This window comes from Flavobacterium sp. ov086 (genome assembly GCF_900187965.1).
In the GTDB taxonomy this organism is placed as follows: domain Bacteria; phylum Bacteroidota; class Bacteroidia; order Flavobacteriales; family Flavobacteriaceae; genus Flavobacterium.
In genome coordinates, this window is record NZ_FZNL01000004.1 from 245,343 (window position 1) to 259,756 (window position 14,414).

Here is a 14,414-nt window from a genome sequence, read left to right on the forward strand (position 1 = left end):
AACACAATTATGGAGTCTATTTATCAGATTAAAAAAATCGAAACAACAACAGAAATCAATCAATGTTGGGATGTAGCTTATGTTTTAAGACCACATTTGGATAGAAATAACTGGAACGCAACTATTACAGAAATGATGCAAAACGAAAAGTACAGCATCGCCGGAATCATGGATGGTGATAAGGTTGTTGCTTTTGCAGGATATCGAATTATGACTTCTTTGCATAGCGGAAACATTATTTATATTGACGATTTGTGCACGCTCGAAGAGTATAGAGGAAAAGGTTTTGCTACTCAATTATTAAATCATGTAAAAGAAATCGCGATTTCGCTCAGCAAAGAAGCTGTAGTTCTGGATACAGGTTTTACAAACAATACTGCTCAAAAAGTATATTTAAAAAACGGATTTGAATTGACTGCTGTACATTTGTCTAATCGATTAAAGAAGTAATTTTAAACACGAATTTCACAAATTTGCATTAATTGAAATGGTAAATTTGGTTCGTAATTAATTTCACGAAAGATTTAGTGATAATTCGTGAAATTCGTGTTGAATAAAATCAGTTTAATTCCTTTTCAATCAGTGTTTTTATCATCTGATGTGAATCATGTATAGATTGCTGATATTTTTCAGGATCAAAGCTTTCTCCGTTTATGGTAACCGTATGAATATTAGTAATGCCAATAATATTAAAAACGGTTTTCAGATAATTGCTCTGAAAATTCATGTGTTCGTTGTATTCCCCTTTTTCATAACCCTGAGCACCTCTGGAAAGTAATAGAAATACAGTTTTGTTTTGAAGTAAACCAATATACGGATTCTGCATATTCTCCGGATTAAGTTTCCAGGTTTCATTAACCCTCAAAACCTGATCGATATAAGCTTTAAGGGTACTGGGAATAGACCAGTTATACATAGGCGCACCAATTACAATAACGTCGGCTTCGCGTAACTCGGTAATATATTCGTCACTTGTTTTTAGGGCTTCAATTTCTTGCAAAGATCTTAAAGCTTCGGGTTTGAAAGCTGCTGCAATCCAATTTTCATTGATGTGAGGAACATGACTTTCGCCTAAATCCCGATAATTGATAAGGTCATTATGGATGTTTTTCCAGTGTTCTGTGAATACTTCGGTAAGTTTTCGGCTTTTAGAATTATGCTTTCTGGCACTTGAATTTAAAATTAATACTTTCTTCATTTGGATAAAATTTTTATACAAAAGTATTATTGTAGTGGACCAATTTTCTATACCAATTTACATAAAAACTACAGTCCAGATGAAGTTTCGTTAAACCCATCTTCTTTGTCCTTAAAAGCCCAGATTGCCATTGCTTCAATAACTGGCATTAGCCCACTTCCGGCAGCGCTCAAACGATAGGTTACAAAAGGCGGAACAACCGGTTTAGCATCTCTAATAACAAGATTATCAGCTTCGAGCTGCTTCAAATGCTGAATCAACATTTTCTCTGTCACTGCCGGAATAGCTCTTTTTAATTCGCTGTAGCGTTTACTTCCGCCAGAAAGATGATAAATAATAATAGGTTTCCAATAGCCGCCAATTTTTTCCATAACATACGTTACAGGACATTTTTCTAAGGCATATTGCTTATTTTCCTGAATAGTCGACGATTCTTTAATTGCTGTCATTTGTGCATACTTTAGGGTAAGTACTTGTATAAAAGTTAGTACAAATGTACCTTTGTTACAGATAATAAAAAAACAATTACACCATAAAAATAATAAGATATGAAAATTACAATTTTAGGTTCATTAGGAAACATCGGAAAACCTTTGACTCAGAAACTTATCGCATCAGGAAATCAGGTAACGGTAGTAAGCAGTAATGCAGACAGAGTAGAAGCTATTGAAGCTTTGGGTGCAAAAGCCGCAATTGGATCTGTTGGTGATGCTACTTTTTTGAAAAACACATTTGCCGAAGCTGACGCTGTTTTTGCGTTAACGCCGCCAAATATAGGAGGTTCAAATATCATTGCAAATACGACTGATGCCGGAAAAGCGATCGCAGAAGCAATTGTAGCTGCGGGAGTTAAACGTGTTGTAATGCTAAGTAGTATTGGTGCTGATTTACCTGGCGGAACTGGTCCAATTACGGGACTTCACAATATTGAGAAAATTTACGAAACATTAGAAAATGTATCGGTTACTTTTCTTCGTGCCGGATTTTTCTATACGAATTTGTACAATGATGTTCCGATGATAAAAGGAGCGGGGATTATTGGTGCCAATTATTCAGCAGAAACTAAAATGCCTTTTGTACATCCTGAAAATATCGCAACCGCAGCTGCCGAAGAGTTACAAAAAACAACAGCTGAAAAAAACATTCGTTACATTATTAGTGATGTCCGCACACCAAATGATGTTGCAAAAGTTTTAGGTCTGGCAATTGGTAAACCAGAATTACCATGGGTAGAATTTACAGACGAACAATCTCTTGGCGGAATGAAACAGGCAGGATTACCGGACGAAGTGGCCGGATTATATACAGAAATGGGTGCTGGTTTAAGAAGCGGAAAAATTCAGGAAGACTTTTTAACCCATAAAGTTTCTGTTGATGGAACGACAAAATTAGAAGATTTTGCAAAAGAATTTGCTGCAAGTTTCTAAATCTCATTGAAGAGCTGATTTTAGGATCAGCTCTTTTTTTAGTATTTTTATATCATTAATTGTTTAGTTTTTGACAAACTTGATTAATAATTTACTTCTTTTTTCTCTGCTTGTAACAATGTCTTTGTTTGAGGTAATACATAAAGTGTTGTTTTTACACTTTTTTATTTATATTCGTAAAAAAGATCTACCGGTATGAACAAAAAATCACCTATCCTTATAAGTATTATTTTTACGTTTGTTTTAAACTTTAATTCGATTGTTGCACAAATAAAGCAGGATAAATTGCTTTATGGCGTTGCTTATTATGATGAATATATGCCTTATGAACGTCTTGATAAAGATGTGAAAATGATGAAAGAAGCCGGTATCAATGTAGTCCGTATTGCCGAATCTACCTGGAGTACTATGGAACCACAGGAAGGTATTTACGATTTTAGTCATATTGATCGTGTGCTCAATGCCATGCAAAAAGCAGGTATAAGTGTTATTATTGGAACACCAACTTATGCAGTTCCTACCTGGCTGGTAAAAAAATATCCTGATGTACTTGCGATTACAAACAAAGGTCCAAATCAATATGGTCCACGCCAGAATATGGATATTACAAACATACATTTTAGAGCCTATGCCGAAAAAGCAATCCGAAAAATGCTGGAACACATTAAAGACCATCCCGCAATTATTGGATATCAAATTGATAATGAAACGAAAGCCTACGGAACAAGCGGTTCCAATGTACAGGCGCAATTTGTGACGTATATGAAGGCTAAATATCCTTCGCTTGACGATTTAAATAAAATCTTTGGCTTAGATTATTGGAGCAATAGAATTAATAATTGGAATGATTTTCCGTCCGTAAACGGAAGTATTAATGCGAGTTTGAATGCTGAGTTTGCTAAATTTCAGCGGTCTTTGGTTACAGAATATTTAGGATGGCAATCTAAAATTGTACGCGAATACAAAAAGCCGGATCAGTTTGTTACTCAGAATTTTGACTTTGACTGGTGGGGACATTCATACGGAATTCAGCCGGAAGTAGATCATTTTGCGGCTTCAAAAGTATTAGACATTTCCGGTGTCGATATTTATCATCCATCGCAAAGTAAACTTACGGGATTAGAAATTTCTTTTGGAGGTGATGTTGCACGTTCCATGAAAGGTGGACAAAATTATTTTGTAATTGAAACAGAAGCACAGGGTTTTCCAGAATGGGTTCCTTATCCTGGTCAGTTGCGATTACAGGCTTTCAGTCATTTGGCTTCTGGTGCAGATATGGTTTCGTATTGGCATTGGCATTCCATTCACAATTCGGCAGAAACGTATTGGAAAGGATTGTTGAGTCATGATTTTGAACCAAATCCAACTTATGATGAAGCAAAAACCATTGGTGCCGATTTTAAGAAGTTAAGCCCTAATTTACTTCATCTTAAAAAGAAAAATGATGTTGCTATTTTATTCAGTAATGAGGCTTTGACAGCATATAATTCTTTTGGTCCCGGAAGTTACAATGGTATTTTGAGACCAATGTATGATGCTCTTTATAAAATGAATGTTGGTGTTGATTTTGTTGATCCGTCAAGTACTCAAATAGAAAATTACAAATTGCTTATCGTACCGGCTTTATATGCTGCGCCAGATAGTTTATTGGTTCGTTTGAATAATTTTGTAAAGAATGGAGGAAATATTGTTTATACTTTTAAAAGTGGATTTGCTGATGAACACAATAAAGTAAGAACCGTTCGTCAGCCGGGAATTATTAGTGAAGCTTGCGGAATTACTTATTCAGAATTTACAATTCCTGAAAAGGTAAGCCTGAGAAACGACCCGTTTCAAGTAGGAGCAGAGCAGAACAAAGCAGAGAAATGGATGGAACTTTTAGTGCCAACTACAGCAAAAGTTTTAGCTTGGTACGATCATCCGGTTTGGGGAATTTATGCAGCAGTGACACAAAATAATTACGGAAAAGGTGTTGCTACTTATATAGGTTTTGGAGCAACTACATCAATTACAGAAAAAGTGCTTGAAGGAGCAGTTAAGAATGCTGGTTTATGGGGAAAAGATCAGGAATTGAAGTTTCCAATTGTCGTGAAATCAGGAACAAATCAATTGGGTAAGGTTATTCATTACTACTTTAATTACTCAGCAGAATCTAAATCATTTATTTATCCTTACGGAAAAGCAAAAGTTTTATTGACAGATGAAAAACAGGTATCACAAAGCCAAATTACCCTGCCAGCTTGGGGATTTACTGTTTTAGAAGAATTATAAAAAGTAGAAGATCCACTTTATAGATATTTATAATTACGAAAAAGTTCCGAATTTTTATTTGGGGCTTTTTATTTTTTAGAATCGATTAAGTATTTTTCTCTATAATGTTTTTTACATTATTAATAAAAGTGTCCGTGTTCTTAATCTCTCGTTTAATTTTTGGATCATAATGAAACAAGTAAAATCCTTCGATCATATCTTTTTTTAGATATTTTATCAATGATTCAATACTTCGGGTGTCATTGTAAAGGCCTCTTTTTACTTCTCGTTGCTTACTTTCCAAATAAAACAGAGCGGTTTTTAACTTCTCGACGTCTAACTTTTTCAATCTGGGTCTATTTTTAAAGCTAAATAAAAAACGATAGTCTGGAGTGTGATATAATTCAATATGTTCCAAAAACCTACTACCATTTGAATATATACCATTCCAGACTACCGTGTTTCTCTATATACGTAAAATTTGACAGTTTAGTTTTATAGACAAGGGGGTATTTAACAGACTTTTAGCATAGAAAAGGTACGAAAAATTTCGATATGTCTGATTTTTAGTTCTTTTGGAGATTTTAGAAATCAAAATAAGAGATGAAATAAGGTTTAAAACGTGTCATTTTTTAATGATTTGATAATCTTTGTTGTGCAATAACCTATTATGTTGATAGGATAATAAAAGTTTTAGCGTTTTATGCGTAAAAATTAAAAATAACTCTTTAAATTTGCCGCACAAATGAAAAACAATAACCAGAATATAATGTATTATAGCTGCAGCATGATAATGTGTTGTGATTTTGCTATGCATATGTTTTGATCTGGCTGATATAAGAGTTTAATTTATTTTAAGGCCTTTCATAAACACTTGAAAGGTCTTTTTATTTTAAAAAAGGAATTAAATTATAAAGTAATAAAAAAGTATTGCCCAAAATAAACTTGAATAAAAAATGATTGAGTTAAAAAATGTTACTAAAAATTTCCATCAGAAAAACCGAATTGTATCGGCTTTATCAGATGTTTCATTAAAAGTTCCTCCAGGCAAAATCTTTGGCGTAATAGGAACTTCGGGAGCAGGAAAAAGCACATTAATTCGATGTGTAAACTTACTTGAAAGACCAACTTCCGGAGAGATTATCGTAGATGGAAAATCATTAATACAATTGTCAAATGCACAGCTTGCGATTGAAAGAAGACAAATCGGAATGATTTTTCAGCATTTCAATCTGCTTTCGTCCAGAACTGTTTTTGAGAATGTTGCTTTTCCCTTAGAACTTGTTGGAGCTTCAAAATCAGATATTAAAACTCGTGTTTTAGAATTACTGCAATTAGTTGGCTTAGCCGAAAAAGCAAACGATTATCCTGCAAGTCTTTCGGGTGGGCAAAAACAAAGAGTAGCAATTGCGAGAACTTTGGCAAACAATCCAAAAGTGCTATTATGCGATGAAGCCACGAGTGCATTGGATCCGGCGACTACAAGATCGATTCTGAATTTATTGAAAGATATCAACCGTCGTCTTAACATCACCATTTTACTAATTACCCACCAAATGGAAGTTGTAAAATCTATTTGTGATGAAGTTGCTGTAATCAGCCATGGAAAACTAATAGAGCAGGGAAGTGTGGGAGAAATTTTTGCAGATCCAAAACATGAACTGACAAAAGAATTTATTTCGTCATCCTTACATATTGATATTCCAACGGTTTATCAGGAGAGACTTCAAAAAGAAGATGGTGAAGGTTTAAGTCCGTTGTTACGACTTGAAATGACCGGAAAATCAGTAAATGAACCCGTTATCTCTGAAGTTTCAAGATTATTTGACACCAATTTTAAAATTGTAAGTGCACAAATGGATCAGGCTGGCGACGTTAATTTTGGCGTTATGCTGATCGAATTGTCCGGTAAACGTGAAAATTACGAAGCTGCAATTCAATATTTTATTTCTAAACACATTAAAACAGAAATCATAGGTTATGTCTGAATCCATTTTTGAATTATTATTAAAAGGCACTTGGGAAACTATTGTTATGACATTTGTGTCTGGTTTTTTTGGTTTTGTACTGGGACTCCCAACAGGAATTTTACTTTTCCTGACCCGAAAAAATCAAATATTAGAACAGCCGGTTTTAAACCGAGCGTTATCTGTTTTGGTTAACATTTTTCGTTCTATTCCATTCATTATATTAATCGTTTGGATGATTCCGTTTACACGCGCACTTGTAGGAACCTCAATTGGTGTAAGTGCAGCATTAGTTCCGTTAAGTATTGGCGCAGCACCATTTATTGCAAGACTTGTAGAAAATAGTCTATTAGGTTTGCCTTCAGGATTAATCGAGGCAGCAAGAGCTTTGGGCGCAACACCTTTGCAGATTGTCTATAAAGTTTTACTTCCTGAAGCTTTACCATCGTTAATAAACGCAGCATCCATAACGTTGATTACACTTGTAGGATATTCAGCAATGGGTGGAGCCGTTGGAGCAGGCGGTTTAGGGCAAGTTGGATATCAATACGGATACATTGGCTACGATGCTGTAACCATGAACTCAGTTTTGGCATTGCTTGTACTATTGGTGTTTCTGATACAATTTGCGGGCGACAGCTTATCAAAACGATTTGATCATAGATAATAGAATAAGTTTGCCACAAAGGCTCAAAGACGCTAAGTTTATTTAAGTGAATAATTTTTTGTTTCACGCAGATTTGGCAGATTTAAGCAGATTTGAATTTAATAATCTGCGTTCATCAGCTTAAATCTTTTTAAATCTGCGTGAAAAAGCTTTGCGACCTCTGCGGTTAAAAAACACAACAGATAAATATTAATTATAAATTAAAAAAATAGAATGATTACTAAGATAAAATTTTTAAAAACAATCGGAGTTATAACCTTGTCATTATCATTGGCTAATTGTGGGAAAAGTAAAAACGATGATCCGCACCATATAAAAGTTGGAGTGGCAGCAGGACCTGAATATGCAGTGGCTCAGGCAGCGCAAAAAGTTGCAAAAGACAAATACGGTCTTGATGTAGAATTGGTTTCGTTTAACGATTATGTAATTCCAAATGAGGCTTTAAGCCAAGGTGATATCGATGCAAATGCTTTTCAGCACAAACCATATCTTGACGAACAATCAAAACAACGCGGTTATAAATTAGCGATAATTGCAAAAACCTTTATTTATCCAATTGCAGGTTATTCTAAAAAGATCAAAAACCTTTCGGAATTAAAAAACGAAAGCACGATTATTATTCCAAATGATCCAACAAATGGGGGACGTTCTTTATTGCTTTTACAAAAAAACGGTTTACTGAAATTGCGTCCAAATGTGGGGTTATTACCTAAAGTAACAGATATTGTAGAGAATCCTAAAAATCTAAAAATATTAGAATTGGAAGCACCTCAATTACCAAGAGCTTTAGACGATCAAAATGTTACGATTGCAATCATCAACAATACTTTTGCTTCTCAGGCGGGATTAGTTCCTGCACGTGATGCTTTGTTTGTAGAGGATAAAGATTCACCTTATGTAAACCTTATCGTAAGCCGTGAAGACAACAAGAAAGAAGAGAAAATCCAACAATTTGTAAAAGCTTTTCAATCAGCAGAAGTTGAGCAGGCAGCTATTCGCGAATTTAAAGGCGGAGCTGTAAAAGGCTGGTAATATATTAAATTTCAATTTTACTCTAAAACTCATCAGATAATGATGAGTTTTTTTATTTGTAGAACCTTGAAAAGGGTTATATTTGAGCAATCAGAATGTATAATCTGCTAAAAGCGCTTATACAATAATTACATAATCCAGAAAATAATTTATGAAGGTTTTTTTTTCTCAAACAGTAGTGTTTTTAATGTTCTTAACTTTATTTTCCTGCGAATCCAAAAAGCAAAAACAAGAGCCCAAAGCTTATAAAGCAGGTGTTATTTTGTCTTTTGATGATGCTTACGTAGACGAATGGTATAATGCTGATAAGGCTTTGAAAAAGTACGGCTGGAAAGCAACTTTTAATGTCTGCCGAATTGATTCTATTGGTGCGCCTGAGATTAAAAAACTTCTTGAAATGCAAAAAGAGGGACATGAAATTGCAGGTCACGGATACCACCATTACAATGCTATAAAGTTTGTTAAAAAGTATGGGATCACACAATACATGAAGCAGGAAATTGATCCTATGATGGAGTCCATGAAAAGACATTCGTTTAAAGTAACCACATTTGCATATCCTTATGGAGAAAGATCTGATGCACTTGATAATGCATTATCTAAGGAATTTAAAATTATCAGAGGAAGAGCTTTTGGAGGTGAAGTTCCGGAGAAACAAGACAGTTATTTTAATAATTCAAAAATTGTATTTGCATTTGATATTGACAACAGCCACATTCATTTTAGTATTCCGTATCTTTTAGAATTATTGGCTTATGCCAAAAAGCATAATAAAATCTTACTTCTTTGTGGTCATAAAACAGTCAATAATGTAACCGAAAATTACCAGACAAAAATCGAAACTCTCGAGTTTATCTGTAAATACATGAAACAAAACGATCTTAAATTCTATACTTTATCGGATTTAGACGATTTGGTTCCCCAGAAGTAAAACTGATTATTGAGATTGCAACTTTTTTACATAATTAAAATTCGCGATAATTCGTGTAATTAGTGGCTAAAAAAAAACTCAACACATAGAAGAATAGATTTTTGCTTCAGAAAATTTTACTCAATCCCGATAGCTATTGGGAGCAAAGGATTACACAAAGTTCTCAAAGGTTTTTGAATTGCGCTTTGCTTTGAGATCGCAAAGGGATTGTGTTTAAAACTTAACTTAATGACATTGCGTCGCGTGTATTTACATAATATAATTCGTAATGATTCGTGTAATTCGTGGCAAAAAACATTTCTTCACACATAGCTATGTGTATTAATGCTAAGTGAAACACCTTTAATACATCATAAAAAGCTATGACTCTATGTGTTAAATATAAGTAATTAAGGCTTTATCACTTTAGTCAAAATTCGGGGTATTTGAATTAAATCATAATCGTCATTAAAAACAATATATTGATTGTGCCATGAAGGTGAAAATTTGTCTTTGAAGTTGCGTAAACCTTTATAATGCGAAAAGGATCTTACTTTTTCGTACGCATATTTCATTGATTTTTCCTGAATTGTCTGCGGGTTTTCGATTCCGCTCATGGGCGCTAAACCAAGATCGACATAGGTAATGTCTTTAGATTTAAGATAATTAAAAAGTGCGACCATAATAAAATCCATAATACCATTTGGCGCATCGTCAGTTTTTCGAATCAAATCATAAGTGCTTTCGTCTTTAGCATAATCAGGAATGATATTTATGAAAGCGAGAATTTTTCCTTCGTTGTTTTCGACGGTAATAATAGTTTGTTTTTTAAGCTCTTCCCACAGAAAAATTCCTTGCGAAAAAAGAATTTCTTTTCTCGAAGTTTCCTGAAGCCATTGGTCGCTTACAGCCTTAATTTGTTGCAGTAATCCATCTTTTATTGGTGGTTCATTTATTGTTGCCTGTAAGCCAAGATCAGTGATTTTTTTTAAAGCATTTCGCAATGATTTCCGATTTTGTCCTTCCAGATGAAATTCCCTGAGATCAACGACCGCAGCTTGTCCCAGAAAAAAGTGTTTTTTGCCAATATCCGTGTATGTTTTCAGGCTCGCCTGAGGTATTCTATAATAAATACTTCTAAGTCCAAAATCGTAACAAAATTTATCAAATTCAAGAATACAAAGCTTAATTTCTTCATTAGAACTTCCAACAGGATTTTCTAAAGCAACGGCAAAATTTCCTGCTAATCGATACGAAATAAAGGCATTTTTGCTTTCAGAAATAAAGAATAATTTATCAAAATAGGTTTTAAAATAGCCCAGACTTGAGTTTCCGTATTTGTGCATGAGTTCAGTTACGAGTTCTTTTTCTTCATCAGTAGCTGTGTTTTTTAAGATCGACGGTTTTACCAAAGTATAGATTAAAAAACAAAACGAAAGGAATCCGCTAATCTTGAGTGAAGCTAAAAAATGCGTTGCAAAAGTTCCTATTGGATGGAGATTGTCACTACCAATAAGAAAATAATTCTGAATCGTATATTGAATAGATTGTTCTAAACTAAAATCAATATTAAAATGCTTTTTATCAAAGAAATAAAAGCCTAAAACACCATAAATAAGAACCGCGAGAATGCTTAATAAAGAGGTTTGCAAACCAATGATACCAAGTCTTGGATTTGTTTTTACATAATATTCTTTTCTTGTGGCAATCAAAACAAAAAGTACCAGAAGAGCAATAATAGATTCTTCAAAATCAATGGCTTTGGTTAGATTTCCTATCAAAGAGACTACAGATAATAGTACAGCAAACCACCAGGCTATGCGAAGACCTTTTAGCATAAATGCTGAAGTAACTAATAAAAATAGTCCTGTTGATAATACCAGATAATTTGAAGTATGGATTGCTTCGAGAGGCAAAAAATCTTTAAGCGTATGGAGTCTGCTATGGATCGCCGGTGTAATCGCAGAAACAATATTGACAATACCAAGAATCAGCAAAAGCAAGGCCGGAATAATACGCATTAAAAGCTTCTGAATTTTGGAAACAAACAGCATTATACCTGCAAATAATGGAAGCCAGAATTCGAAAAAACGATAGAATAATGTGATTGCAACCGCTTCCATATTATTAAAGCCATATTTAATTAATATATAGCCCATCGAAACTTCGACAGCTCCCAAACCTCTTAAAAATGGAGAAATAATAAGAAAAATAACTGCAACAACATAAGCCATTGTTGCTGCAAAAAGGGACGATTCAAATTGCAGTGCTTTCATAGCAATGTAAATATGCGCGATTCCAACAGCATCAATTATTACAGAGCAAAGAACGATTTTTAAAAACTTATTTCGGTTGATTTTATGTTCTTGTAAATCAATTAAAAATGGTTCGATTTTAGGAAAGCTTCTTAAAATAAACCTATGGAGTTTTCCCTTCTGAATTAAGGAATTAAACAAAAGAACAAAAAGCGGAATAATGACGATTACGAGACCTAAAACCAACCATTCGTCATAACCGACAGATCCTTTTAATAATGAAAAAAGAAATAATGGTATAGCAAAAAGAACCACTGATACAATACCAACAAAGCCGTAAATTGCAGAAGCTAAGTGAACTTCTGTTTTTGTAGTCCCTTTTTTTAACAAAGGTTCCGTAAAAAAATAAAGCGAAGTGATGCCGCCCGCAGGAATAAACACACTTATAAAATTGCGCTTTAGAAACAAAGCTGTAGCATCTTTCAGGGTGATTTTTGAGCCAATTGCCGAGAATGAAACAACATACATTAAACCTTGCAGAAAAATATAGGATATAGCAATTAGAAAGCCAACTAAGATCCAAATTGGTTTTGCTTCGGTAATGCTGTTTTTGATTTGATAAAGTTCGCTTTGTTCTTCCTTGATAAACGAAAAAGCGATAAGAAAAAAGATAAATGTCAAGACAATTTGCACTAGTAGTTTGCCATTTTTAGAGAAGAAATTTAACACTCTTTTTTTTATGGAGTTTAAAATTGTTTTTGTGTTTTTTATTTCTTTCATAGTGGAATCACTTATTTACTTTATTATAAAAATACTACATTTTTTTGTTTTTTATATTGATTTATTGTTTAAAAACCAATTGATTAGAGTTTTGTTGAGATAATCTGAAGGAAGGAAAGAATTAAAAATAAGTTGTTTTTTTTATAAAGTAAAAACTTATTAAATTTTAATTGAAAAACAATTTAAATCAAAATTTTAATGTACATTTAGATAGCGATTTAAAAGAAAGTTGTACGGATCTTAAAATTATTAAATTGATATTTTTAAGGAGATATTTTGTTAGTTTAGTTATTTTATTGTGTTTAATTTATAACAAAATATGCTTTAAGATAAAATTTTGAAGCATATTTTTATTTTCAGATAATCATTTAAATTATATATTTGGTTCTGTATACAATAAGGATTAAAGCAAAAAATTAGGTTAATGTTAAAGTATAAAAAATGGTAATTTTAGGAGACAAAGAGTATTATAAAGGAATTGATAAAATTGATTTTGAAGGAAAGGATTCAGATAATCCGTTAGCTTTCAGATATTACAATCCGGAACAAATTGTCGCAGGTAAAACCATGCGTGAGCATTTTAAATTTGCTATATCCTATTGGTACAGTTTCGGCGGTAATGGTGCGGATACTTTTGGACAAGCAACTAAAACTCTTGCCTGGAACGAATTTAGAGAGCCAATTCAGGCTGCTAAAAATCGAGCCGATGCTGCTTTTGAATTTATAAGCAAAATGGGTTTTGATTATTATTGTTTTCACGATTATGATCTGGTTCAGGAAGGACAGACTTTTGCTCAATCAGAGTTGCGATTAGCCACTATGACAGACTATATAAAAGAAAAACAAGATGCATCAGGTATAAAAGCGCTATGGGGCGCTGCAAATTGTTTTTCTAATCCACGTTATATGAACGGAGCAGCTACAAATCCGGATTTTAAGGTAGTTGCCAGAGCCGCTGCTCAGGTAAAACTGGCCTTAGATGTGACTATTGCGCTTAATGGCGAAAATTATGTTTTTTGGGGAGCCCGCGAAGGATATCTGACTTTATTGAATACAGATATGAAACGAGAACTGGATCATATGGGAAGATTTTTAGAAAAGGCACGAGATTATGCGAGAGGACAAGGTTTTAAAGGTACCTTTTTGATTGAGCCAAAACCTATGGAACCGTCTAAACATCAATACGATTTTGATTGCGCAACTACTATTGGTTTTTTACATAAATATGGCTTAGAGAAAGATTTTAAACTAAATATAGAAGTAAACCATGCAACATTGGCTCAGCACACTTTTCAGCACGAACTTGAAGTAGCGGCAATGTCAGGAATGTTAGGAAGTATTGATGCTAATAGAGGTGATAATCAGAATAATTGGGATACTTCTCAGTTTCCAAACAATATTCAGGATGTTACAGAGGCAATGTTGGTTTTTCTGAAAGCCGGAGGAGTTCAGGGAGGCGGAGTAAATTTTGATTCAAAAATCAGAAGAAACTCTACAGATATGGAGGATATTTTTCTGGCGCATATTGGAGGTGCAGATATTTTTGCAAGAGCTTTGTTGACAGCAGATAAAATTATGACTTCTTCATCTTATGAAAATCTAAGAAAACAGCGCTACAGTTCTTTCGATAGCGGAAAAGGGAAAGAATTTGAAGAAGGTAAATTGGACTTTAAAGACCTGTACGCTATTGCGCGAGAAAATGGAGAACTGGAATTACAAAGTGGAAAACAAGAACTTTTTGAGAATATTGTCAATCGATATATTTAAATAAACATTGTCAAAGTTTCAAGGTTTGACAATGATCTAAAATAATTAAAAATCCCATTTCAGTGCGAAATGGGATTTTTTGCTTTATAATCTTCATGAAATAATTTCTAAATCAATCAAAACCAGAGTAGGAAAGAGAATACTTTTGACTTATTTTTTCT

12 protein-coding genes are annotated in these 14,414 nt (G+C 33.6%); 8 read left to right on the top strand and 4 right to left on the bottom strand.

Annotated elements, in window-relative coordinates:
* Positions 1-9 precede the first annotated feature (9 nt).
* A complete protein-coding gene (locus CHB81_RS06615) occupies positions 10-450 on the top strand; it encodes a GNAT family N-acetyltransferase (protein WP_089351100.1) in 441 nt (146 codons plus the stop codon).
* 109 nt (positions 451-559) lie between these two features.
* Here CHB81_RS06615 and CHB81_RS06620 read toward each other — a convergent pair whose 3' ends face one another.
* Entirely contained in the window at positions 560-1,198 is a 639-nt protein-coding gene (locus tag CHB81_RS06620) for an FMN-dependent NADH-azoreductase (RefSeq protein ID WP_089351101.1), read from the bottom strand.
* Between the two features lie 68 nt (positions 1,199-1,266).
* A complete protein-coding gene (locus CHB81_RS06625) occupies positions 1,267-1,647 on the bottom strand; it encodes a helix-turn-helix domain-containing protein (protein ID WP_089351102.1) in 381 nt (126 codons plus the stop codon).
* Positions 1,648-1,746: 99 nt separating this feature from the next.
* On the opposite strand from CHB81_RS06625, the gene CHB81_RS06630 reads away from it, so the two are divergent.
* Together CHB81_RS06630 and CHB81_RS06635 are read left to right on the top strand one after the other, a co-directional pair.
* Positions 1,747-2,625: an NAD(P)H-binding protein gene (locus CHB81_RS06630; protein WP_089351103.1), complete on the top strand. Its 879-nt coding sequence runs from the start codon at positions 1,747-1,749 to the stop codon at positions 2,623-2,625.
* A gap of 195 nt (positions 2,626-2,820) precedes the next feature.
* On the top strand, positions 2,821-4,896 hold the full coding sequence (locus CHB81_RS06635; RefSeq protein WP_217899716.1) for a beta-galactosidase: 2,076 nt from the start codon (positions 2,821-2,823) through the stop codon (positions 4,894-4,896).
* An 85-nt stretch (positions 4,897-4,981) separates the two neighbouring features.
* Here the strand turns inward: CHB81_RS06635 and CHB81_RS06640 are convergent, their stop codons facing one another.
* A complete protein-coding gene (locus CHB81_RS06640) occupies positions 4,982-5,224 on the bottom strand; it encodes a hypothetical protein (RefSeq protein ID WP_089351104.1) in 243 nt (80 codons plus the stop codon).
* Positions 5,225-5,831: 607 nt separating this feature from the next.
* Between CHB81_RS06640 and metN the strand changes: the two genes are divergently transcribed.
* The 4 genes from metN to CHB81_RS06660 all read left to right on the top strand — a co-directional run bounded on the left by metN (position 5,832) and on the right by CHB81_RS06660 (position 9,472).
* On the top strand, positions 5,832-6,863 hold the full coding sequence (metN, locus tag CHB81_RS06645) for a methionine ABC transporter ATP-binding protein MetN (RefSeq protein ID WP_089351105.1): 1,032 nt from the start codon (positions 5,832-5,834) through the stop codon (positions 6,861-6,863).
* Positions 6,856-7,509, top strand: coding sequence for a methionine ABC transporter permease MetI (gene metI / locus CHB81_RS06650; RefSeq protein ID WP_089351106.1), 654 nt, complete (start codon positions 6,856-6,858; stop codon positions 7,507-7,509). Before metN ends, metI begins: the two co-directional genes overlap by 8 nt.
* A gap of 213 nt (positions 7,510-7,722) precedes the next feature.
* Positions 7,723-8,541 carry a methionine ABC transporter substrate-binding lipoprotein MetQ gene (gene metQ, locus CHB81_RS06655; RefSeq protein ID WP_089351107.1) on the top strand — a complete coding sequence of 273 codons (819 nt, stop codon included), beginning with the start codon at positions 7,723-7,725 and terminating at the stop codon, positions 8,539-8,541.
* Positions 8,542-8,692: 151 nt separating this feature from the next.
* Positions 8,693-9,472 (top strand): polysaccharide deacetylase family protein, encoded by a 780-nt coding sequence (locus CHB81_RS06660; protein ID WP_089351108.1) that lies wholly within the window; start codon positions 8,693-8,695, stop codon positions 9,470-9,472.
* 389 nt (positions 9,473-9,861) lie between these two features.
* On the opposite strand, the gene CHB81_RS06665 is transcribed toward CHB81_RS06660, so the two are convergent.
* Positions 9,862-12,486, bottom strand: coding sequence for a phosphatidylglycerol lysyltransferase domain-containing protein (locus CHB81_RS06665; protein WP_089351109.1), 2,625 nt, complete (start codon positions 12,484-12,486; stop codon positions 9,862-9,864).
* A gap of 441 nt (positions 12,487-12,927) precedes the next feature.
* Between CHB81_RS06665 and xylA the strand changes: the two genes are divergently transcribed.
* Entirely contained in the window at positions 12,928-14,253 is a 1,326-nt protein-coding gene (gene xylA, locus CHB81_RS06670; RefSeq protein ID WP_089351110.1) for a xylose isomerase, read from the top strand.
* The last annotated feature ends 161 nt before the right edge of the window (positions 14,254-14,414 follow it).